The following is a 23,298-nucleotide window of genomic DNA, read 5'->3' on the forward strand; positions in this document are numbered from 1 at the left end:
ATTCCTCCACTAGTTGAATAATTTCTCCCAAACCTCTTTTATCTGTTTAATTACACGATTTCTACGAGCATTGCGATTCCTTGTCCTCCCCCGATGCATAAGGACGCGATCCCGTACTTTTCATTTCTGCGTTTTAATTCTTTGATGACTGTATATAAGACGCGTGTGCCGCTTGCTCCAATTGGATGGCCAAGCGAAATAGCTCCTCCGTTGACATTCACTTTGCTTCGGTCTAAGCCAAGTTCCTTTTCTACTGCCAGGTACTGGGCAGCAAATGCTTCATTGACTTCAATCAAAGCAATATCATCTAAAGACAAGTCCGTTTGTGCCAGTGCTTTTTTGATGGCTGGTACCGGTCCGATTCCCATGTAGGCTGGATCAACGCCGGCTACTCCCCACGATACGATTTTCGCTACTGGCTGGAGGTTCTTTTCTTTCACAAAGCTTTCGCCCGCTAATACAACTGCTCCAGCTCCATCATTAATGCCGCTTGCGTTTCCACCGGTTACAGTACCGTCCTTTTTGAAAGCAGGCTTCAGCTTTGCCAGCCCTTCAGGAGTTGTATCTTCACGGATATGTTCATCGGTATCTACAACAGTGGTACCTTTGCGTGATTTCACTTCTACCGGAACGATTTCTTCTTCGAATTTTCCACTGTTACGCGCTTCTGCTGCACGCTTGTGGCTTTCTGCCGCGTACGCGTCCTGATCTTCTCTACTGATCTCGTATTTTTCTGATAGATTCTCTGCTGTAACACCCATACCTTTACCAATGTATTCATCAGTCAATGCTGCCCAGAGCATGTCATCGACTTTCGGCGTGCCAAGCTTGGTACCGAAACGGCTGCCACGCATGGCATATGGGGACTGGCTCATGTTCTCCACTCCACCAGTCAGGGCGACTTTCCCTTCTCCCAGCTTAATAGACTGGGCTGCAGATACTACCGATTGCAGTCCGGATCCACATAGTCTGTTGACCGTAAGCGCCGGGCTTTCCATCGGCACCCCGGATTTCAACGCGATATGTCTGACCATGTATGGTGCGTTGTTTGCGGAATGAATGACATTCCCCATCACAGTCAAATCAACATCTTCCGGAGTGATGCCGCTTCGCTTGATTGCTTCTTTGCTGACAGTCACACCAAGGTCGGTCGGATCAACGTCTTTTAGTGACCCGCCGAAGCTTCCAAATGCTGTCCGTGCACCTTCTAAAATATAAACGCTTTCCATGTTAACCTTCCTCCTTTTATTGAGCGGTATAGCCGCCATCGATGACAACTGCCTGCCCGGTGACTCCTTTTGCCTGGTCACTGGTGAGGAATAATGTATAATCTGCAATTTCCTGCACTTGAAGCAAGCGTTTTTGTGGCACTAACGGATAGATCACTTCCTCCAATACTTTTTCCAATGACACGTTACGATTTTTCGCCAGGTCCTCCAACTGGTTGCGGACCAGCGGTGTATCGACATAGCCAGGGCATACCGCATTTACGGTGATACCATGCTCTGCACCTTCTAATGCGGTAACTTTTGTCAGGCCGATGACACCATGCTTGGAACTGTTATACGCAGATTTTCCGGCAAAACCGACAAGTCCGTTGATCGATGCCATATTAATGATTCGCCCAAATCCTTGCTTTTTCATAATTGGAAATGCATGCTTAGTTGCCATGAATGGGGCCACCAGCATAACTTTTGTGATGAATTCGAATTTTTCTGTCGGGAAGTCTTCGATCGATGCTACATGTTGAAGTCCGGCATTATTGATCAAGACATCGAGTCGGCCGTATTCTTCCACTGTCTGGTCGATTGCCTGCTGCAATTCTTCCTCTTTAGTGACATCGCACTTCACACCGATGCAGTCATATCCTTCATCCGTGAGCTTCTTCGTCGCTTCCTGCAATTTTTCTTCATTGATGTCACTGAACGCGACTTTCGCGCCATTTTTCACGAACTCTACTCCGATTTCGTGGCCGATCCCACTTGCTGCACCTGTTATGAATACTACTTTGTTATCTACCATTCTATTTATCCCCCTTGATTAAAAAATCAGAACGTTGCTGATAATAGGTTTTCGCTGACCTGAAGATGCGCGCCAGTCGCTTCTACTACTTCTTGTACTGTCCAACCTTCTGCTACTTCAACCAGTACTAGCCCGTTGTCTGTAACATCAATGACAGCGCGATCGGTGATAATGCGATCGACCACACCTTCACCAGTTAAAGGGAGACTGCATTCTTTTAGAATTTTCGGCTCTCCATGTTTATTTACATGATCCATGATAATGACGATCTTCTTAGCACCGTGGACAATATCCATCGCACCGCCCATACCTTTAATCATCTTTCCCGGAATCATCCAGTTTGCCAGATTACCAGTTTCAGAGACTTCCATACCACCAAGGATGGCAAGATCCAAGTGTTCTCCACGAATCATCGCAAATGATTCAGCACTGCTGCAATAAGATGCTCCGACCGCTGCTGTCACTGTTTCTTTTCCAGCATTGATCAAGTCTGGGTCCACTTCGTTCTCATACGGAGAGCGTCCGATTCCAACCAGGCCGTTTTCAGACTGAAGAACGATTTCTTTATCTTCCTGGATGTAGTTCGCTACCATCGTCGGCATTCCGATCCCTAAGTTGACATAGAAACCGTTTTCAATTTCACGCTCTGCTCGTTTCGCGATTTTCTCTCTTACTAGTGCTTTATCCAAATTAACTGCCATGCTGTTCCCTCCTATTATGCTTCTCTTCTTAAAGTCAGACGTTCGATGCGCTTTTCCTGCTTGCCTTCGATCAACCCTTGCACGTAAATGCCCGGTGTATGAATGTGGTCCGGATCCAGTGTTCCAGCATCCACTAACTCTTCCACTTCTGCAATCGTTGTTGTACCGGCTGCTGCTATTTCAGGATTGAAATTACGGGCCGTCTTATTATAAACGAGGTTACCTAGTCGATCGCCTTTTGCCGCCCTTACAAGGCTGAAATCAGCTTTCAAACCTGTCACCATCAAATAATCTTTTCCGTCAAAATTACGTACTTCTTTCCCTTCCGCAATCGGTGTCCCTACTCCTGCTGGTGTATAGAATGCCGGGATCCCTGCTCCACCCGCACGGATACGTTCTGCCAATGTTCCTTGTGGAGTCAATTCCACTTCTAATTCTCCAGCCAGCACCTGACGTTCAAATTCTTTATTTTCACCGACATAGGAGCCGATCATTTTATCAATCTGTTTGTTTTCAAGGAGCAAACCAAGCCCCCAGTCGTCTACGCCACAGTTATTGGAAATCACCGTCAAATGCTTCACCTTTGATTCCACTAAGGCAAGAATCAGATTCTCCGGAATTCCTACCAGGCCGAACCCTCCAACCATAATTGTCGAGTAATCTTTAATATCTTTTACCGCTTCTTCAAATGATGTATAAATAGTTTTCATCATGTTACACTCCCTTCACCTTTAAATAATGCAAGAAGCGTGCCAACTTTTATTCTGGATGAAAATTCAATAATGAGGGAGATTCACTTGAAAGCGCTAACAATCGGATTACGAATTCTCGGAAAAATAATTAGAATGTTACCATCACAATAATGAAAACCCTTACTTAAACGGCAAAAAATAAACCATTCCAAAATATCGGAATGGTTTTCCGGGTTTTCGGAATGGTTTATAAATCATACTTTTTGACTTTGTCATACAGACTTGATTTCCCGATGCCAAGCATTGTTGCAGCTTTTCCTTTGTCTCCATGGACTTTTTTCAATGTCCGCTCAATCGCCTGGCGCTCTGCGGCTTCCATGATCGCCTTCAAGCTTCGATCTTCATCCACTAACAGTGCGTCTGGCTTAATGTGATCCGGCAGATCATCAAGTTCAATGATTTCGTTGCTCGTCAAGTGGACAGCAGCCTCAATAACGTTTTCCAGCTCCCGGACGTTACCTGGCCAGTGATATTCCAGGAAACAGTCATACACGGCGGGCTCAAAATCGACAACCCGTTTACCGATCCGCTCGGTTACCTTTTCCAGCAAATATTTTGCGAGCAACCGGAGATCCCCCGGACGTTTCCGAAGCGGTGGAATGTCAATTTGGACAACGTTTATCCGGTAAAATAAATCTTCCCGAAACTTCTGCTGAGCTATTAACTCTTCGAGCGGCTGGTTGGTCGCGGCAATAATCCTTACATCCACTTTCTGTGGTGTAACCGATCCGATCGCTTCAACTTCCCCTTCCTGCAGGACGCGGAGAATTTTCACCTGTGCCTGTAGCGGCATATCCCCAATTTCATCAAGAAAAAGTGTCCCGCCGTCTGCCAATTGGAATTTCCCTGGCTTACCGCCTCTTTTGGCCCCAGTAAACGCACCCTCCTGGTAGCCGAACAGCTCAGACTCGAGAAGGTCTGCTGGAATTGCCGCACAATTGACCTTGACGAACGGCTTCGTATTACGTTCACTCAAGTGATGGATGCTATGGGCAAACAGTTCTTTCCCTGTCCCGCTCTCCCCCCTGAGCAGTACCGACACATCTCCTGGGGCCACTTTCTTAATTTTATCCTTTAAAATATGCATTTCTGAAGAATTGCTAATGATGTCATGAAGCGAGTAGGAAACACCATTCAGTTGTTTCATTTGGTTTCGGTAGGATTCCAGTTCCAAGAACAAATCTTTGATATGGCTGTTCAGCTTCAGCCATTCCTCCGTATCCCGGAACAACACCATGCCGAGCGCGCCGACTACTTCACCATCCGCCCGCAGCGGAATCCGATGGGCAATCATGTAGTTGCCGCGGATATACTGCAAATCGGCTAATTCCTCTTTTCCTGTTTCTGCTACGATGTGCATTCGGCTGTTTTCAATCACGTCAGTCACATGCTTCCCACGGACACTCTCTTTATCTATACCAAGAAAATCACAATAGCTGTCATTCATATAAGAAACGAAACCATTTCGATCGACAACGACAATACTATGATTGACATTTCCAAAAATTGTCTCCAGAATCCCGTCCCGGTAATTCTCTAATATCTCCAGCATTCGCCCACGCTCCTGATGATTGAAATCTTTTTTATCTATTTTATCATGAGAGCGATTTCAATCAATCTCCCAATATTTGCGAGCTTCTCTATCCGCAGTCACTTTATAGATGTTTTTCATTGTAGTATGTATGTTGTTCAATGTGACCAGCACAAAACCCAGCATAATGAACGTTACAATTTCTCGTGTAAAAAAAGCCACGATTCCTAATAAAAACATATAGAATGTATTCCAGCCATTACTCATGCCCCTTCCCCCTTTCCAATTATTCTTACTATATCTTATGAATTTTACCGTACAAGAAGAGATCCATCTACACAAAAAAAGCCATGGACCAGTCGATCCACAGCTTTAAAAATATTATTCATCTACTTCGTACTGCCCCATCATACCGGAATCTTCATGTTCTAATATATGACAGTGGTACATAAACAGCCCGCTGTGATCAAAGGTTGCTATGAGCCTCACCATTTCTCCGGGATAGACATTTACTGTATCCTTCCACCCTCGTTCATTAGGTGGAGGTGGATCTCCGCCACGGTCAATTATTCTGAACTGTACGCCATGCACATGAAATGGATGAGGCATCCCACCCATCATACCGGAGCCGTCATTAGACACTTCCCAGATTTCGGTGTCTCCCAGTTTTACTTCTTCATCAACCCGATCCATATCCATTTGTTTACCGTTTATCGATACGCTGCGCCCCATTCCTGACATCACAAACTCTCGTGTCCTGACAGCGGTATCTGTATCAATCTCTGGGATATCTGTCAATTTTTCAGGAATCGTATATTCTTTTGATTCTTGATCAGTAACTACAAACTTCATCAAATCATAGTCCTGGTGGGACAATTCAACTATATCCCCTGTTTCGTAGTCTGAAAAATCTACAATGATCTCTGCTCTTTCCGCAGCGCTCATTGTCAGACCGGACATTTCTACTGGTTTTTCCAAAAAGCCGCCGTCACTTGCAATTTGCTGGAAGGACTCCCCATCACTCAACTGAAAATCATAAGTTTTTGCGTTCGATCCATTCAGTAAGCGAAGCCGTACCTTCCCCTTAGGAACTTCTAAATAAGGCTGGATTGCGCCGTTAACCAAAACTACATTCCCCTGAAGACCCATCATAATATCATGCATGGTCAGGTCATATTCATATGTTCCATTTTCAAATAATTGTTTATCCTGAATGACAAGCGGAATATCATTGACTCCATATTCTTTCGGGATATCTAAACTCTCTGATATCTCGTCCTCAATGTAAAATAGTCCAGCCAGTCCCATATAGACCTGCTCCCCGGTTTTATGGAGTAAGTGAGGATGATACCACAAGGTTGCGGCCGGCTGATCAATCGTGAACTTGGGATTCCAGCTTTCTCCTGACTGGATGCCGCTATGCGGGCCTCCATCCTGCTTGCCATTAACCTCAAGGCCATGCCAATGGACAGTCGTCGCTTCATCTAACTTATTCTTAACCTTTACAGACACTTCTTCACCTTTTCTTGCTTTGATGACAGGTCCTAGGTAGTCTCCGTTATAACCTAGGGTTTCCGTCTCTTTTCCTTTTAAAAATTCCTTTGTCGATTGTTGTGCGGTTAAATGGAATTCTGCCTTATCAGGGTCAGGGTTCTTATCTTCTAACAAAGGTGGAATAGGCAGTTGTGCAGCCTCAACCTTTACAGCATTTTCTTCTGCCTGGCCCTCACCTCCGCTGTTTTCCGCTCTGGTTTGGTGATTAACAGAATCATTTCTATTATCTGTATAAACATACAAGACCGCTATGATTATCACTACTATAGTAATTAGACTTTTCTTCAACTTTCCCAACCTCTCATTTCCCAGCTATGTTGATTTCCCTCTTATCCATTTCAGCTTTTATGGGCAGTCAACAAAATCATGATGATATCTTTATACCATAAAAAACAATACAACTATATTTTTCCTGGTAAATTTGCATTTTCTATGGATTTTATGTGTCATACCTGTGTAAAAAAAGGATCTTTGTCGACGGGAGAGGTTAAAACCTATATCTACTCTATATTCATTTCCATAAATTGTTTGTTCACCTCTTATAAATCTATTATAATTTTACAAGAAAGCCATTCAGTTAGGAGGAATTATTCAATGGTTAATACAGAGACGGTATTCCAGTCTAATTTCAAAGTAGAGGCCTACCCTTTTTATAAAGAACTGCGAAAGGATGATCCTGTTTTTGCTATGTCAGAAAACTCATGGATCGTGACTAAATATGAGCATGTCAAGGAACTATTGAAATCGCCCAGCTTCATTAAAGACCAGAGTAAATTTTTCTCCGGGGATCATGCCGAAGATCATCTTGGTGAAATCGATGCCATTTTTCGCCATATGATGCTGGACGTCGATCCCCCCAACCACACCAGACTCCGTAAGCTGGTTCAGCCTTATTTCAATCCCAGGACAATTAAGGGATTAGAACCCAGAATCAGAGAAATAGCAGATGATTTACTAACTGACATGAAGAAAAAGGGAAGCCCCATCGACCTCCTGAATGATTACGCATTTCCACTCCCAATTATTGTTATCAGTGAATTACTAGGAGTTCCTGCAGAAGACCGCAACAAATTCCGAAAATGGTCAAACACTATTTTGGCAGCAGCCGATAACTTGGCTACTGACTTTGTTGAGGATGTAGAAGCATTCATTACCTATCTGACCCACCTTTTCGAAGAGCGAAAAACTTATCCCAAAGATGATCTGATTTCTAAACTGTTGCAGGCAGAAGAAGAAGGAGAAAAACTGAATAAGGATGAGCTTTATTCAATGATTGTGCTCCTAATCATTGCCGGTCATGAAACAACTGTCAATCTGATTACAAATACAATGTATGCGCTTTTTGAGCATCCAGCTCAGCTCGAAAAATTAAAAACAGACCTGTCTCTAGTTGAATCCGCTATTGAAGAAGGCCTCCGCTTTTATAGTCCTGTCGATTTCTCAACAGCCCGCTGGGCGGAAGAAGATACCGAATTCCACGGCAAAACGTTAAAACGTGGGGATCTCGTGTTGGCTTCCTTGAGTTCCGCTAATCGAGATGAAGCTATATTTGAAAATGCAGACCAGTTTGATATAAAAAGAAAACATAATCCTCATGTAGCGTTTGGCTTCGGTATCCACTTCTGTCTGGGAGCTCCCCTGGCAAGATTAGAGGGAAGAATCGCTCTGGAAAAACTGCTTACTGCGTTTCCAGATATCCGCCTCTCTAATCCATTCCAGGAACCCGAATGGCGCCCTGTGTTTTTGCTGAGGGGATTAGAAAAATTAGAAATAAATATAGAAGATTAACAATAATGAGGCTGTCCCATTTCAGGGACAGCCTCTCGTTTTAATAGATAGCAGCCATTGACCTGTCATCAATATAACATTGGAAGTTGTAGTAATTTTTTAATATTAAACTCAATAACCAAGAAAAAAATCCTCTCTTTCATCCCCTGGTTAATCACCAACCACGAGTGTTTACATAAAGATAAAAGGAATATATATGGAGGTGTATCCATTGATCCATACTGTCAAAGCTGGCGAAACGCTTACGCAGATTTCCCGTGATTACCGCACGCCCCTGGTTGCGATAATCCGCGCAAATCCAGCCATCAACCCGAATCTCATTTATCCTGGCCAACCAATTGTCATACCAGGCTACCCTTCTCCAGCCACTATTCCTTACAAAATCGATGTTTCTCTTAATAACCGCAAGCTCCGATTAATGAAAAATGGTGTTCTGCAAAAACAATATCCAATTGCGGTTGGAAGAATTCTTCATCATACACCGACTGGGAATTTTATCATTATTAATAAAGCACCGAATCCTGGCGGGCCGTTTGGGACTATGTGGATGAGTCTGTCCAAACAGCATTATGGTATCCATGGAACGAACGACCCGAGTTCCATCGGCAAGGCAGTTTCGCGCGGCTGCATTCGTATGTACAACAAAGATGTTGAGGAACTGGCACGGATTGTACCAATTGGCACAGGAGTTTTTATTCATCCTTAAAATCATATCTTTTCTATAGGTATCAAAATGTCAAAGTGAGGATCAATCAGGTTCCGGCCAGCTGGGTAGCGCTCATGTTTAATTGGCAGGTCGTCAAAGTATTTGCGCTCATCTATATAAGGTTTGTAATCATTTTCTTTAAACCATTCATAGATATTCGTATACGTTTCTCCAATGTCCCGCCCCTGTTCATGATGGGTCATTAAATAGGTGAGTTCAGGTATATTTATTTCCACCATCCCTTCCGGAACTTGCTGGGTTCCTTTAACTTCATAGACAGAATAATGGGTGATGCCATCTGGCCTTAAATGGTAGTACAATCCAAGCTGCAGGTCAGTATTCACCGCACCCTCAAGCTCTCCCACCCTATCCTTCATTTCTGTAATCAGCTCGTTCAACGAACTGACTTCTGCATAAGCTCCATTCCATTTCAAACCAACCCCTCGATAAGCGGGCAATGTTACTATTTTGTAATCAAACTTCCCCATCATACATTCCCCTCTCCTGTGGTATATAGAAATAATTTCTTACAGATTAGTTATACAATCATTTAACAAAATGTTTAATATTATTCCTGAGGTGGTATTGTCTACCATCACACAAAAAGGAGCTTGATAACATGAAAGATCCACGTGACGCAGCAGCTAATATGAGCGAAGATAAAAAAGACGATATCATGCAGAACTTCCAACAGTTCAAGGATTATTTAGGAGACCAGGTTAACAAAGGTGAAAAAATCGGATTAGGTGAAGAAGGACTTACTAAAGGTGCCAAGCGTGTAGGTGACTACCTCGCCAAGAATGAAGATCCAAGAAACCGCGAGGAAAAATTGCTTAATGAACTTTGGAAATTCGCTGATGAAGAAGAACGGAAGCATATGGCACATGTGTTAGTGAAGCTTGCTGACTCCACCAACTAATATATAAAAAGAGAGGGTTCAAGGATGAACCCTCTCTTTTCTTTATGTAATAACAATCATGATACCGCCACATTGTATATGAGGGAGCCGTTCCACTTCTACTTCTACTTCTTTTATCATTTTTAAGGGAATTTTAGCTTTTTTATTCAATGACAGCACTGATTTTTACTCATTTTTTGACTTCTCCCTTTATGTACTTATACCATTCCCACCGCAGAATTTCCTTTTATACAAAAAAACCTGATTGAACTTTCTAAGCTCAATCAGGTTTAGCATTTATGCACCTGGTGTATCTTCCAGATCATCAATTCGTTTCTCTAAATACTGTGTGTCTTTCCTTGCGTTGAACTTCTCCGCTTTTTCAACCTTCACACCAATATTATAATCAGGAATTTTAGCGAATTGTTCATAACGGCCTTTTGGAAGTAAGAAGTTGCCTTCTGGAAAATGCACACCAAGGTTTCCTTTTGCAATGCTGGCAAGCTTAGCCTGTCCCTGGAAAATCCCATACTGGTTGTACAGCACGACAGCTTCTCCATCCTGAATTCTATTCTCCTCAGCATCTTCAGCATTCAACAAAACATCATACCGTTCCGCTCCGTTAATAGGATCGGTCTCTTTGTATACCATGGAATTGAACTGCTTGCCGCGGCGTGTCGTGAGGTAAAAATCACCTGGCTTTTTGTTCAAGTCTGGTATCTCTACCGGTATCAAATTGCCTTTTCCATCCGGTGTCGGACACACACCGCCTTCGCATAACCAGGCACCACCCCACTGAAAGACATCCCCCTGTTTCTTCAAGTGCTGGACACCATCATAACTTGGGTTCGCCTTAGCAATTTCTTCGCGAACTGCCTGCCCATCTTTGAAATCGACTAAGTGAGCGGTTTCCGGTTTCACACGCTTGGCAAGGTCAATGTAGATTTTCCATTCTGTACGTGCTTCTTCTATTTTATTTTTATTCCCTTCAATTTCTGGTGAAAAGTAAACCATCCGCTCCGTGGAAGTAGAAGTTCCGCCACCTTCCTGTTCATAGCGGGTTTTTGCCGGCAACACGATGACTGCTTCCTTGGCATCAACGAGTGTCGATGTATTCAGGATTATATCCTGATGGACACGGATATCAAGCTCCGATAATGCCTTCTCAACAAACTCAGGATCAGGCATTGTCTCTAAGAAGTTACCGCCGGATAAGTAGTAAAGCTTCACTTTTCGTTCATGATCTTCCGGCAGCAAAATATTCTCGAGCGTCACCCCTACTACATCACCCTGCCACTTCGCAAGCTCAAATCCCCATAGTTTTTCGATTCGTTCGATATTGTTTCCCTTGAAATCACCACCAGGCAAGACAAATGGATCAGCTCCCATTTCGCCACTTCCCTGGACACTGGAGTGGCCGCGGAACGGCATCAATCCATTGTGTTCTCGACCTAAAAACCCACGGAGCAGCGCCAGATTAGCTACTTGGGAAATATTATCTGTAGCGAAGGAGTGCATCGTCAGTCCAAGCGCCCAGGCGAAAACAGCATTCTTACTGTTCGCTAACAGCTCGGAAAGTTCAATGATCCGTTCTTTCGTCACACCGGATGAGGCAGTGATTTCTTCCCATGATTGGGATGTCACTTGCTGCTTCAATTCTTCATAGCCCTTTACATGTTCTTCTACAAAGGAGTGATTGATGGCAGCCCCATGCTGCACTTCTTCCTTATCGAACCAGTGCTTCATGATTCCATGCATGAATGCAATGTCTCCACCAATATTGATTTGATAGAAGTCATCAGCCACTTTTGTACCGAATAAAGCGGACTCCGGGTTGGATGGAATCCAATACTTCTCCATTGAAGGTTCACGGTAAGGGTTGATGACAATGATTTTCGTCCCCTTTTTCTTCGCTTCCAGCATGTATTTAGTTGAAACCGGTGAACTATTTGAAGCGACACTCCCCCAGAACAACAGGACATCTGTCCCGATCCAATCCTGGTAGTTCGCCGTCGAAGCACCCACGCCAACAGAACGCTTCAAAGCTGTCTTACTAGGCGAATGACAGATCCGGGATGCATTGTCGATATGATTCGCTCCTAGAAAACGTGCCACTTTTCCCGCTACATAATAGGATTCATTCGTGATACCCCTGGATGTCAGGTAAAAAGCATATTGTTTTGGATCCAGCTGCTTCATTTTACCTGCAATCATATCCATGGCATCATCCCAGGTGAGCCGGGAAAACTTGCGCTCCCCTTTTCTCCGTATCATCGGATAAGGAATCCGTCCAAGCTCCCTTAACTCGGTGCTGGAATATTGACGTAATTCATCGATATCAGCGTGAAAAATCTCTTCATCAATAGCTGGCATTGTATTCAGTCGGAGTACGTTCAACCGTGTCGTACAAATATGCGGGCCTGTCAGCGTCTGGTCATAAAGACCCGAAACGCCTAATGCGCAACCATCACACACACCTTTTGTTATGATGTTTTTGGCATACCCTAAGTTATCTTTGTTATCCCATGCTACTTTCATCGTATCCCGGATGTGCTTCGGCTTCACTTTTCCCAAGCCGAACGGAATTGGGCTCACCCAATGCTGCGGTGCTGGTATTTTTGATTTCTTCATTGGTCCCTGGTGTTTTGTTTGTCCCATATTTATTTCTCCTTACTTTTTTTAATTCATCCAACCAAAGAAAAAACCACCACCCTCCAGGAGTTATGTCAACAACAACGGAGAATGGTGGTTAAGCCTTTTGCAGGGTCGCTGCGAAGTACCAAACCTTACTGTTATAAAAACTTCTTTTCTAAATCTTCACTGAATACGAAGATGGACATCCCAAAATCTTTTTCAATATCGATGTCGACAAATAGATCGACGAAGTCACATTGCAGAAATTCTTCCATTTCCACAGGATGGTTCTGACGGTACATGTTTTTGACCATTTCCGTTCGAGCGGCACGCACCATTTGCTTGCCATCGTCTGCATTGGCAATGAATTTTTCTACTGGGGACAGATTGCCTTCCATCTCGCAAATGGCCCAATTCTTGCAAAAAGTGGTACTGATTTTACTCGGCCCTTTTCCCATATGCCGTTTACGAAAAGCTTTAACCAGATTGCTGAATTCTGCTTCGTATTTATTCATCGCTGCTTCAACCTTTTCTAAAAATATACTTATTTAAATCGTATGCTCACAGACGTCATAAATCAACTAGAAAGCTTCTGCTCAGCAGATACGGAGTTCTGTACTTTTTTCAGTTGATTGATATCCATGCGGATAACGAGTGATATAAGAAGCGCTACAATAAACATGCCCCCAAAAATCGACAAGGTCAATGCATAGCTTTCAGTCACTTCTCTGATCCATGATGCTAAGATCGGTCCGACCAACCCGGCTGCTGCCCAGGCAGTTAGAATATAACCATGAATCGCACCCAATTGCTTCGTTCCAAACAAGTCTCCGATATATGCTGGTACCGAAGAAAAGCCACCGCCATAGCAAGTAATGATTAAGAATAAAACCGCCTGAAACAAGAGTGCATGCGTGATACTTGGCAACGCGAAGAACGTAATGACCTGAATGACAAAGAAAGTGGTATACACATTCGGCCGCCCGATATAATCAGAAATCGTCGCCCAGGCAATCCGGCCGGCTCCATTGAAAAAGCCCATCAAGCCAACCATCGTTGCTGCAGCTGCAGCTGTCAGCCCTGCAATTTCCTGAGCCATCGGAGAAGCTACAGACAGGATGGCAATTCCGCAGGTGACATTGATGAACAGCATTATCCATAGATACCAGAAACGATGCGTCTTAACTGCTTCATTCGCAGTCAATTGAGAAAGGTCAGGTGTTTTCTTTTTATCCTGAACAAAGTCTTTCATATAGTCTTCTGGCGGTCTTTCTAAATAAGTCGCAGATGAGATCATAATGACAAAGTACACAGCACCCAAACCAAAGAATGTTGCTGGAATGCCGACGGATTCAATTAAATTTGCCATCACCGGACTGGCTATCATCGCTGCAAACCCAAATCCCATAATCGCAAGACCTGTTGCAAGACCCCTTCGGTCAGGAAACCATTTTACCAATGTGGATACAGGAGTTATATAGCCGATTCCAAGACCGATCCCTGCTAATACACCATATGTAAAATATAAAAGCCAAAGGGATTCCAGCGTTGCAGCCACACCCGAACCGACCATTCCAATTCCAAAGAAACTTGCTGCCACCATCCCTGACACACGAGGGCCGTATTTTTCTACGAAATGTCCCATAAAGGCAGCGGACAAACCTAAGAATAAAATAGCGATACTGAAGGTCAGGGATACTCCACTTAAACTCCAGCCATATTGTTCAATCAACGGATTCGTAAATACGCTCCAGGCATAGACGGAGCCGATAGAAATGTGGATTCCTACAGCTGATAACGCAATAAGCCAACGATTTTTCGTCTTTTTCATACTATTCACTCCTTTTTTAAATAAAAAAACGCCTCACTTCCCTTTTGCATAATTTTCCCATGCAAAAGAAAATGACGACGTTTTTAGATCAAGCAGGTACACTACTTGTACACCAAAGTAATCGTTTACATTGTTTGCGGCATTTAAAATCGACGACAGGATCGCTATCTCGCATCTTAAATGTTACAATTTTATGAACATAAATTATCATAGCTGTTTTTTGCCAGAATTTCAATTCTTTTTCTGAATTTTACATTTATCAATTCTTATCGCTTGTATTTTGTCTGTTCTACTCGGTATATTTTAATAACGAGAAATTTACAACGCCGGTTACAAGTGAGGTGAAAGAAGTGAGAGACCAAAAAAGTATAAAAAAACCAATTATAAGATACGATGATGGAGAGTTCCAATCTGTTGAAGATGACATCGTTACGGAGTTCCCATTGACGATTTATATTAATGATGAGGAATTCGCAACAATGGTCTGTACCCCTGCTCACCTCGAAGAAATGGTGATCGGATTTTTGGCATCAGAGGGGGTCATTCGGTTTCGAAGAGAAATTAAAAATTTCCAAATTGATGAAGAACAAGGCTTCGCCTATATTGAAATTGAGGGAACCATCAATACACAACGTGATTTTTCCAAACGATTTATCGGTTCCTGTTGCGGGAAAAGCAGACAGTTTTATTTTCAAAATGATGTCAAGACAACCAAAACCTCTACCTCAACTACTACCATTTCAGCAGATCAGTGCATCAAGCTGATGGATATAATGCAAGCGACCAGTCATGTTTTCAAAGGAACTGGTGGTGTGCATAATGCAGCGATTTGCTCCAGCGAAGAAATGATCGTCGGAAGAGCTGATATTGGAAGACACAATGCGCTGGACAAGTTATATGGGCATTGCCTGTTGAATAAAATTTCCGTTCGCGACAAAGTTCTTGTGTTCAGTGGAAGGATTTCTTCCGAAGTGTTGACGAAAGCCGCCAAGATCGGAGTCGGCATCGTGCTATCGAAATCTGCGCCGACAGATTTAGCGATTGAACTGGCTAATGATTTGAATATCACTGCTGTAGGATTTATCCGCGGTGGATCATTTAATGTCTATACACACCCCGAACGTATTACCCATTAAAAATCTGAATATACAATTTCCTGGTAAGGCAGCGGAATCGCTGCCTTTTTATATTTCCCTCAAAAATATTTTTCATAATTCCAATCTAAAAAGAGTAAAAAAGCCAGACATGCAAACATTAAAAATGATGTTATTTTTATACGTTTGGAGGTGAAATGATGAAAAAGAAATGGATGCTTCTAATGATGTCTTTCGCTATCTCAACTGGTATCTTGACTGCATGTAACGTAGATGACAATGAAATGAACGAGCAACCTGAAGACATTGATTACGATCCAGTACGTTACGACAACGGGGATAATGATATGAGAGATAACGATATGAGAAACAACGACATGAATAACAACCAAGGGCCGGATATGGACACTGACCCTCGCGATGTTAGGGATCCTGATGAGGGTGACACTCCTAATAACATGGATGAAGAAGAACCAGACCCTGATGAAGAACCTTCAGAAGAGCGTCGTGGTCAATAACCAAATAAGAGCAGCGGTCTATGCCGCTGCTCTTACCATATTCCCCAGGAAATTCACTCACCGAACTGCCAGACGCTGTGGCTTAGATTGCCATACCGGTAACTTCTATGTGCTAACCTGGCGCTTTGTTCGTCATCGGCCGCTCCCATTGCATAAAAAATCGGTATGAAATGTTCGTTTCCATATGGAGGTACCGCCAACTCAGCCACAGGAGTTTCCTGTTTATAATTGAACAAGGCCTCCAAATTCCAGTGCTGCAATTGATGCTCCAGCCAGTCATCAAATTCTACGGCCCAGTTATCAACTTGCCCGTTGTCCTGATGCAATTTTACAGCTCCCAGGTTGTGGACGGTCCCGCCGCTTCCTACAATCAGAATATCCTCCTGCCGCAAAGCAGCCAGAGATTTTCCAATTGCGTACTGTTGTTGCGGTGATAATGCTGGATTCACTGACATAGAAATGACTGGGACATCGGCCTCGGGATAAAGCAGCCGGAGCACCACCCAGGCACCGTGATCTAACCCTCTTGTTGTTTCCACTTCAAATGGCACATCATGCTGTGAAAATGCTTTTGTAATTTTTTCGGTCACACGATGATTTCCTTTTGCCGGATACTTGATCTGATATAAAGCTTCTGAAAATCCCCCGAAATCATAAATCGTGCTATATTCTTCTACCTCACTCACCTGTTGGGTCCTTGATTCCCAATGAGCGGAAAATATCACAATTGCTTTAGGCCGAGGCAAAGCACCCCCTAACTCTTTCAAAAATCTGGTGTACGAATTATCTTCAAGAGCCAGTAACGGTGCACCATGCGCAACAAAGTAAGATGGCATCATATCGTTACTTCACCTCCATATTGTAGTGTTTCTTAATATGAATATTAATTTTCTATAGGATAACACCAAGACAACTGGAATGTCAATGGTTATTTTGTTAATATAGATATAAGTTTCATATAAGTGAACAATCGGGGGTAAATGTCATGGAAATAGGGTCAACAATTCGAGCAATCAGAAAAAGAAAACAGATTACCATTGCCCAAATGAGTGAAGGAACCGGCCTGTCTAAAGGATTTATCAGCAACATGGAAAATAACAACACTTCACCGTCTATTTCTACATTACAGACAGTTGCACAATTTCTGGGGATTCCACTGCCCTATCTATTGTTAGAGAAAAATCAGCGTATGGGTGTAGTGAGAAAAACTGAACGTCAAATCACTACTCATAATAAAGGAAAATTGAAGGTCGAACATTTAACTTCCAAGGGTGGCCTACGAATGAAACGAGTTGAAATTCCTCCTGGAGTCTCTACAGCTGAAGGACATGCGCACCAAGGAGAAGAGGTTCATCTAGTGCTGGAAGGAAAGGTGTTCGCCCAGCAAGGAGAAGAATCCTATGTTTTAGAGGATGGGGATTCATTCAGTTGGAACGCAAGCGTACCCCATTTTGTGAAAAATATCGGGGACAAACCAGCCGTGGTGTTGATTGGGCAGCACACGGATATGGAACTGGAAGATATCCTATAATGTCACGTTAAATTTCGGAGGCTGTTACAACGAAAAAAGGCGGATACGCTGCCTTATATAGTTCAAACGATTGAAGTGGTTGTTATTTTGTATAACTGTCACAGCTTTAAGCTATTACTCCATTAACGTAGAAAACACTCAAAACCTAACGTTCATAAGGTGTTAGGTTTTGAGTGTGACTAGTTGCCATTACTCATGGTATGTCTTTCTGAAACCATAAAATGGTCGGAATCTATGCGATTCATAATAAGTGTGTGAGGCGCTCGTTGCGAGCATTTCCATCCTGGTCTTGGGATACAGCTTATGTACGTAATCCAGCAATCCTCCACCAATTCCTTTTCCTCGATAATCCTTAGCTATTAAGAGTTCACAAATATACAGGGAAACGTGCTTATCTGTAAGTCCTCTTATATAACCCACTACATTCTCTTTATCCTTCACGACAAAGGCGATATTGGAATTTCCCCATGCCTGCCTGGTTTCTTTCCCTTTCTCAAACAGATTCATCCACTGTTCTTGCTTATTCAACTCTTGGATAGCAGGAAAGTATTTGTCGGCATAATCATGCACACTTAGTGTTTTTCCATTTTTCAAGTTAAATTCCATTACAACCTACTTCCTTTATTCTCAAGTTACGTGCTCACTTATATTTCTCTTCGTTGATTTTTTCCTTTAAATAAAACGCCTTATCTAAATCGATTTCATACACGTTCGCTAAAGCAACAATATAATAAAGGGCATCCTACAATTCTTCCTCGATTGTTCCTTTGATCCCATCATGCTTGTCCAACCGCTAATCTTTTCGTATTGCTTCAGCAAGCTCTCCCACTTCTTCAATCAGCTTCTGGAAGTAAGCATTTTTGAAGTCTTTCCCTCTTAATGTATTCTTGCAATGCTTTTAGAGTGATATGATTTTCCATAGCTCCTCCTTATAATAGTTACTTTGCATCTGTTCTTTCTTCTATTTTAATTTTCAACAACAACATTGTATGATCTTCTTTAATCATTTCTTCAATAGATTCTTTGCTTTGAAAATCCTGTACCTGGATAGAGCCTTCTGTCGAAGACTGCCTGTAACCTCCTAAAACCATTGTTTCGCCCAGTTTCAGTTCTACTTTTTCTTCCCCGATGGCGTACCCCCATGCACTTGGAAATTCAGGTTTGAAACCTTCAGTCATTTTTCTTGGTGATTGGGACGACCCAGGTGCATAAAGAAAAACGGAAGGTTCTTCTAAATGAGGGCTGATGATGCCCAATCCTAATTGTCCCTCTTCTACTTCCTTAGGGCCCATCCCATAGGACAACTGCGTGACAGGCTCTGATTCTTTCTCCCCTTCTTCATACCTTTCCACCCATAGAGTCACCCATCTTTTATCCGCCTCAGGTAAATAAAATTCAAAATCCCACAGCATCCCTAAATTCAAGCCTTCAAATGTATTTCTGTAATCTGAATCAGGCGTTTTAGCTATGGTCGCCGGGGTTTCAATATCTTTCGTACATCCAGCACTTATCAGTAACAGAAATATGAACGTAGATATCCAATAAAGTCTTTTCATCCTATTTCCTTTCTGTCATCCTTTTCTTTCTAACTGCTTCACTTTGTTTTCAAGTTCATAGACCTTTTGCTGCAGTTCTTTATTAGGTGCAGTAATTTTTTGACCCAAAATAAGGATAAAACTGATAAGCGCTACGATCCCTCCACCTATCGCAACAAAGAAAAATATCATAAGATCTAAAATGAAAAATCACCCCTGTCAATTTCATCATGATTGTTACTAAGAAATCATTTAAGAAAGAAACTTACGAATACACTTAGAAACATCAACACAACGCAGCCGATAATAAAATAGCCGATATAACGTACCCCTTTGGGCAACTGATTCAGATTAGCCCGCCTGGTGGGATATCCTTCATGTTTTGATAAGTGTTCCATAGCATCATTGGTAGGCCGACCTTCTTTATAAGAAATAATAACTCCTCCCTTGTTAGAATTGTTTTTCAATGGCTCTCATTACGTCAAACGGACCGTTTTCTTTATTAGAGGGAATAGCAAGTTTTATATCTGTTTCCGGGTAGACAGCTGAATGGAAGCTGACGCCAGGATCATATCCCATTACATGATAGTTAAAAATCTTCGCATTTTTCCTGTTTATCCATACGCCGTAACCATAATCCACATCTCCACCAACCACATGAGGTTCTAATAAGTATGCTGTGGTTTCTTTTTTTAACAGCTCGTTATTGAAAAGTGCCTCCCATAACTTGACCATGTCCGGAGCGGTTACAAAAGCTCCCCCGTCGGCACCTCCTTTTACTGGAACAGAATAAATGTTGGTCCTCCAGGTCCCATCATCCGAGTTGTCTATGTATCCCAATGCCGTGTTTTCAGGCAGCTGATCCAAAGAAAAATACCCGGAGTCTCTCATTCTGCATTTCTTAAAAATTTCCGTTTCGATAAAGTCTGTAAAACTTTCACCGGTCTGTTGTTCGATGATTAATCCCAGTATGATATAGCCAGCATTGTTGTAATGAAACCTTTCACCAGGTAAAAACTTCATTTAGCTATCTTGAAATAAAGGTAGGAAGTCATGGAGACTTGTCATTTCATAAACTGGCCGGTCTTTCCATAACTCTTCGAAGTCCATCATTTCTTCCTCATCGAAATAATCGGAGATACCTGAGGTATGGGTCAAAAGATGATGGATGGTGATATTTTTATCAAAGTTGGGAAATTCCAAATTTAAGCAGTCTTTTAATTTAGTATCAAAGCTAATAGCCCCTGTTTCTACCAGTTGGCAAATACCAATTGCGGTGAACAACTTACAGCCAGAAGCTATCCCGAATCGAGTATGGACGGTATTGGACAGTCTTGCCGACCTGTGGGCTAAGCCATAAGCCGATTGGAAAGTAACCTCATCTCTTTCTTTTATATACACAACACCCGAGAAATCAACTGTCTTGACAACACCTTCGATAACTTTGTTTAATTTGGCTTGTTCCATTCATGATAGCTCCTCACTTAAAGCACGTCTTTACTAACCCAGCCCTTTCCGTTGCAAAGTTCAACTAATCCCGCCTCCTCATTTGCAGCTCTTCCCATTCTTTTCTCATAACCCCCATTTTAATGGCATCATAGTAGATACCATCGACCATGCGAGCTTGCCTGATTCTAGCTTCTTCTTTCATCCCGATTTTTTCAGCAACTTTTACCATTCGGATATTGCCTGACCACGTTGACATCCCTAAGCGGTTTATGTCAGTAGATTGAAAGAGATAATCGATCCAGCGGCTGTAAGCTTCTGAGCCATAACCGCCGTTCCAATAATTTTTATCATAGATGACAATCCCTGTTTCTAACCAGTTCGTATTTTTATCCACCCAATAGGAGCCGACTGTTCCTATCAACTGACCCTCTACGGTAATGATCAGTGTATTTGGCACAGAGGGAAAGATGTAATAATCGTTCTCCCAGCTTTCCCGGTACTCTTTCATCGTCAGTTTTGGTTCTGGAATATAAGGTCCATTCCACTTTTTAGCTGCCTGTTCTGTTTCTTCGTATTTCCAAAAAAATAATTCATCAATATATTGTTCTGTGGCTTCTGTAAGTGTAATTTTTTCTCCGATTATTTCTACCATGATTTCTAACCTTCTCCTTTAACCAGGATCAATCGTAAAAACTCATATGAGCCTTCTCTTGTTTATAGTAATCGATTCTGTCCTGCAAAGTCCCTGTGTGAAATTCAAATTTGTGACCATCTGGATCTGTAAAGTAAATAGATTTTTTATCTTTATCTGTTCTAGAGCGCCCCGGGAGGATATTCACAGCTAATTCATCAAGCTTCTGATAAATATCTTTAAATTCCTTTTCTTCTATGGTGAAAGCTATATGGGTATAGGAATACTCAATTTCCTTACGTGGAATGTCAGCTTCTTCGTTTAATGCAAGCCACATTCCATTTAAATCGAAATAAGCAGTTTTTCTTCCTTTCACCAGCAGCTTTGCTTCAAAGACGTCCTGATAAAATTTAATGGATTTATCCAGGTTAGATACGGAAAATAAAAAATGATTCAACCCTTTTATCGTCATGCTCTCCTCCTCCTTCCAACCTAAAGGGCTGCTTAGCTCTGGCAAATCACAGTATTGATTTTACAGTTAAAGCTCCCTTTTGCTGAAGACTCAGTTTCAAGAGAAACTATTTCCTTTATGGTCGCCGAGTCAGGAGAAGGAAGTCGTTCCCCACCGCACCGTTATTTAGATAAACATCTCGAAATCGAGTGTTCCATTATACGGCCCTATAATTAAAGAAGTCTCTTATTCAAGATTTTTAATAGCATTGCTTTTGACTCTTTCTGAAAAGGAAGTTCTTTCTTACACACATACTCTCTACTGATACCAATTATTTCAAAATCAGAAGATTAACACAATACTTTCTCCAAGACGCTTCCCCGTTACTGGACAAGCGTCTCTTTATGTTGTGAATCATCCATCTTTTCCTAATGAGAACCCTTCAAACAACCGTCCCCCATATGGTTCCAGAATTTTATCGACAAGGAAAATAATCTTACTTTTATCGCCAGTTTTATAGAATACATCAAACACTTCTACAAACTCCTTAGCAAATCGTTCATCATAGCTTTTCAGCGCTCGCACCGTCCATTTGGATGTGCCAAGCCACCTTCGGTTTGTACGTAAAACAAAATCACTTACCAGCTCAGCCAGGGTATTCGCAATGAACAACTCTTCTTCCCTTTGAGAGCTTCCGATTAAATCTTCCAGTATATCTGTAATGAAGTAACGTTTCATTTCAATTGTTTTTGCAGGCCATTCTTCTGGTCCTTTTTCTAATAATGTTCGGGCCTCTTGCTTAATAGATACGATTATCCCATCGTCTTTTAGGACAATTCCTTCAACCACCATTTGTGGCAAGGATGGTCTTGCTCTTTCGCAATCACTTTCAAAATACTGTCTATAAGAAGTTAAGTTATGTACGAAAACTTCGATCCGCCAATTAAATTCAATTAATGACTCCCGATAAGAGGAAGGAAGCGTACGGTCGAATATGACTATATCCAGGTCTGAAGTTTCTGTAGCTTCACCACGTACGACACTACCTGCTAATATGGCACACTGACAACCAGGATAATATTTATCTAAAAACTTATATGCTGCATTTACTGGATCCAGCTTTTCATATGGTTTCATTCGCTTCCCCTATTCCACGTTTTCCAAAAAATATTATAATAATGTCTTTTCGATGATAAGCCGTGCTCGATAGTCCATTATTTTTGGCAAGTCATTCAATGGAAAATAACCTAGTGCCAAACTTTCTCCATCTTCCATCACTAATTCTCCATATGTGTTTATCGCCTGGTAAACTCCAATAACATTGTAGACTTCATCTCCATTTGGATACTTGAAATAGAATTCATCACCAGACAGCAAATTTCTGAATTGTAATTCTTCCGCTTGCAACCCTGTTTCTTCTAATAGTTCCCGCCTGGCTGTTTGTTCCAGACTTTCTCCTGGCTCCATGTTGCCACCAGGCAATCCCCATTCCTTTGTGTCAGAGCGGTGCTGCAGTAATAATTCTTGTGAATCATTGAATACAAGCAAGGTAGAACCAGGTAAAATCAATGGTCTTGTTCCAATTAATCCTCTGATTTCTTTTGTGTAATCTAAAATGGTAACCCTTCCTTTCTATACTTTTATTCACCTTCTCATCCAGATCGAAAGAAAC

At 42.2% G+C, this 23,298-nt stretch carries 25 protein-coding genes and 1 pseudogene; 6 read left to right on the forward strand and 20 right to left on the reverse strand.

Features of this window, described 5'->3' with window-relative positions; translation table 11 throughout:
- Nucleotides 1–50 precede the first annotated feature (50 nt).
- The 7 genes from BLV00_RS05505 to BLV00_RS05535 form a co-directional block, all read right to left on the reverse strand.
- Nucleotides 51–1,229 carry a thiolase family protein gene (locus tag BLV00_RS05505; protein WP_093043235.1) on the reverse strand — a complete coding sequence of 393 codons (1,179 nt, stop codon included), beginning with the start codon at nt 1,227–1,229 and terminating at the stop codon, nt 51–53.
- A gap of 16 nt (nt 1,230–1,245) precedes the next feature.
- Nucleotides 1,246–2,022, reverse strand: a complete 777-nt coding sequence (locus BLV00_RS05510; protein ID WP_093043237.1) for a 3-hydroxybutyrate dehydrogenase — start codon at nt 2,020–2,022, stop codon at nt 1,246–1,248.
- Nucleotides 2,023–2,048: 26 nt separating this feature from the next.
- Nucleotides 2,049–2,723, reverse strand: a complete 675-nt coding sequence (locus BLV00_RS05515; RefSeq protein ID WP_093043239.1) for a 3-oxoacid CoA-transferase subunit B — start codon at nt 2,721–2,723, stop codon at nt 2,049–2,051.
- 14 nt (nt 2,724–2,737) lie between these two features.
- Nucleotides 2,738–3,433 carry a CoA transferase subunit A gene (locus BLV00_RS05520; protein ID WP_093043241.1) on the reverse strand — a complete coding sequence of 232 codons (696 nt, stop codon included), beginning with the start codon at nt 3,431–3,433 and terminating at the stop codon, nt 2,738–2,740.
- Between the two features lie 229 nt (nt 3,434–3,662).
- Nucleotides 3,663–5,027 carry a sigma-54 interaction domain-containing protein gene (locus tag BLV00_RS05525; protein WP_093043243.1) on the reverse strand — a complete coding sequence of 455 codons (1,365 nt, stop codon included), beginning with the start codon at nt 5,025–5,027 and terminating at the stop codon, nt 3,663–3,665.
- Between the two features lie 57 nt (nt 5,028–5,084).
- Entirely contained in the window at nt 5,085–5,273 is a 189-nt protein-coding gene (locus tag BLV00_RS05530; RefSeq protein WP_093043245.1) for a hypothetical protein, read from the reverse strand.
- Nucleotides 5,274–5,387: 114 nt separating this feature from the next.
- The gene (locus tag BLV00_RS05535; RefSeq protein WP_245728837.1) at nt 5,388–6,848 is read right to left on the reverse strand and encodes a multicopper oxidase family protein; all 1,461 of its coding nucleotides are present in this window, start codon (nt 6,846–6,848) and stop codon (nt 5,388–5,390) included.
- Nucleotides 6,849–7,154: 306 nt separating this feature from the next.
- Between BLV00_RS05535 and BLV00_RS05540 the strand changes: the two genes are divergently transcribed.
- The gene (locus tag BLV00_RS05540) at nt 7,155–8,348 is read left to right on the forward strand and encodes a cytochrome P450 family protein (protein WP_093043247.1); all 1,194 of its coding nucleotides are present in this window, start codon (nt 7,155–7,157) and stop codon (nt 8,346–8,348) included.
- A 211-nt stretch (nt 8,349–8,559) separates the two neighbouring features.
- On the forward strand, nt 8,560–9,054 hold the full coding sequence (locus BLV00_RS05545) for a L,D-transpeptidase family protein (RefSeq protein WP_093043250.1): 495 nt from the start codon (nt 8,560–8,562) through the stop codon (nt 9,052–9,054).
- Between the two features lie 2 nt (nt 9,055–9,056).
- Here the strand turns inward: BLV00_RS05545 and BLV00_RS05550 are convergent, their stop codons facing one another.
- Nucleotides 9,057–9,545: a GyrI-like domain-containing protein gene (locus tag BLV00_RS05550; RefSeq protein WP_342722076.1), complete on the reverse strand. Its 489-nt coding sequence runs from the start codon at nt 9,543–9,545 to the stop codon at nt 9,057–9,059.
- 128 nt (nt 9,546–9,673) lie between these two features.
- Between BLV00_RS05550 and BLV00_RS05555 the strand changes: the two genes are divergently transcribed.
- Complete coding sequence (locus BLV00_RS05555; protein ID WP_093043252.1) at nt 9,674–9,973, forward strand: DUF3243 domain-containing protein; 300 nt, start codon at nt 9,674–9,676, stop codon at nt 9,971–9,973.
- Nucleotides 9,974–10,249: 276 nt separating this feature from the next.
- On the opposite strand, the gene BLV00_RS05560 is transcribed toward BLV00_RS05555, so the two are convergent.
- From BLV00_RS05560 to BLV00_RS05570, 3 genes are all read right to left on the reverse strand, one after another.
- A complete protein-coding gene (locus tag BLV00_RS05560; RefSeq protein WP_093043254.1) occupies nt 10,250–12,610 on the reverse strand; it encodes an FdhF/YdeP family oxidoreductase in 2,361 nt (786 codons plus the stop codon).
- A 134-nt stretch (nt 12,611–12,744) separates the two neighbouring features.
- A complete protein-coding gene (locus BLV00_RS05565) occupies nt 12,745–13,101 on the reverse strand; it encodes a Na-translocating system protein MpsC family protein (RefSeq protein ID WP_028784759.1) in 357 nt (118 codons plus the stop codon).
- Nucleotides 13,102–13,163: 62 nt separating this feature from the next.
- Nucleotides 13,164–14,417, reverse strand: a complete 1,254-nt coding sequence (locus tag BLV00_RS05570) for an L-lactate MFS transporter (protein ID WP_093043256.1) — start codon at nt 14,415–14,417, stop codon at nt 13,164–13,166.
- Between the two features lie 350 nt (nt 14,418–14,767).
- Here BLV00_RS05570 and fdhD point away from each other — a divergent pair, with 350 nt between their 5' ends.
- Nucleotides 14,768–15,553 carry a formate dehydrogenase accessory sulfurtransferase FdhD gene (gene fdhD / locus BLV00_RS05575; RefSeq protein ID WP_093043258.1) on the forward strand — a complete coding sequence of 262 codons (786 nt, stop codon included), beginning with the start codon at nt 14,768–14,770 and terminating at the stop codon, nt 15,551–15,553.
- Between the two features lie 185 nt (nt 15,554–15,738).
- Nucleotides 15,739–16,029 carry a hypothetical protein gene (locus BLV00_RS05580; protein ID WP_218131885.1) on the forward strand — a complete coding sequence of 97 codons (291 nt, stop codon included), beginning with the start codon at nt 15,739–15,741 and terminating at the stop codon, nt 16,027–16,029.
- Nucleotides 16,030–16,082: 53 nt separating this feature from the next.
- Here BLV00_RS05580 and BLV00_RS05585 read toward each other — a convergent pair whose 3' ends face one another.
- Nucleotides 16,083–16,868, reverse strand: coding sequence for a dioxygenase family protein (locus tag BLV00_RS05585; RefSeq protein WP_093043262.1), 786 nt, complete (start codon nt 16,866–16,868; stop codon nt 16,083–16,085).
- A 146-nt stretch (nt 16,869–17,014) separates the two neighbouring features.
- Here BLV00_RS05585 and BLV00_RS05590 point away from each other — a divergent pair, with 146 nt between their 5' ends.
- Nucleotides 17,015–17,560 carry a cupin domain-containing protein gene (locus tag BLV00_RS05590; RefSeq protein ID WP_093043264.1) on the forward strand — a complete coding sequence of 182 codons (546 nt, stop codon included), beginning with the start codon at nt 17,015–17,017 and terminating at the stop codon, nt 17,558–17,560.
- 189 nt (nt 17,561–17,749) lie between these two features.
- Here BLV00_RS05590 and BLV00_RS05595 read toward each other — a convergent pair whose 3' ends face one another.
- The 8 genes and pseudogenes from BLV00_RS05595 to BLV00_RS05630 all read right to left on the reverse strand — a co-directional run bounded on the left by BLV00_RS05595 (nt 17,750) and on the right by BLV00_RS05630 (nt 23,243).
- Nucleotides 17,750–18,166, reverse strand: coding sequence for a GNAT family N-acetyltransferase (locus tag BLV00_RS05595; RefSeq protein ID WP_093043266.1), 417 nt, complete (start codon nt 18,164–18,166; stop codon nt 17,750–17,752).
- A gap of 332 nt (nt 18,167–18,498) precedes the next feature.
- Nucleotides 18,499–19,116 (reverse strand): hypothetical protein, encoded by a 618-nt coding sequence (locus BLV00_RS05605; protein WP_093043268.1) that lies wholly within the window; start codon nt 19,114–19,116, stop codon nt 18,499–18,501.
- 15 nt (nt 19,117–19,131) lie between these two features.
- Nucleotides 19,132–19,287, reverse strand: coding sequence for a hypothetical protein (locus tag BLV00_RS21900; RefSeq protein ID WP_176791338.1), 156 nt, complete (start codon nt 19,285–19,287; stop codon nt 19,132–19,134).
- Between the two features lie 258 nt (nt 19,288–19,545).
- Nucleotides 19,546–20,562, reverse strand: a pseudogene (locus BLV00_RS05610) (serine hydrolase domain-containing protein).
- 64 nt (nt 20,563–20,626) lie between these two features.
- Nucleotides 20,627–21,196, reverse strand: coding sequence for a GNAT family N-acetyltransferase (locus BLV00_RS05615; RefSeq protein ID WP_093043270.1), 570 nt, complete (start codon nt 21,194–21,196; stop codon nt 20,627–20,629).
- Nucleotides 21,197–21,224: 28 nt separating this feature from the next.
- A complete protein-coding gene (gene fosM, locus BLV00_RS05620) occupies nt 21,225–21,647 on the reverse strand; it encodes a FosM family fosfomycin resistance protein (RefSeq protein WP_093043272.1) in 423 nt (140 codons plus the stop codon).
- Between the two features lie 393 nt (nt 21,648–22,040).
- A complete protein-coding gene (locus BLV00_RS05625) occupies nt 22,041–22,763 on the reverse strand; it encodes a nucleotidyltransferase domain-containing protein (RefSeq protein ID WP_093043274.1) in 723 nt (240 codons plus the stop codon).
- Nucleotides 22,764–22,796: 33 nt separating this feature from the next.
- Nucleotides 22,797–23,243 carry an NUDIX hydrolase gene (locus tag BLV00_RS05630; protein WP_093043276.1) on the reverse strand — a complete coding sequence of 149 codons (447 nt, stop codon included), beginning with the start codon at nt 23,241–23,243 and terminating at the stop codon, nt 22,797–22,799.
- Nucleotides 23,244–23,298 lie beyond the last annotated feature (55 nt).

This window comes from Thalassobacillus cyri (genome assembly GCF_900107755.1).
Taxonomy (GTDB): Bacteria; Bacillota; Bacilli; order Bacillales; family Halobacillaceae; genus Thalassobacillus; species Thalassobacillus cyri.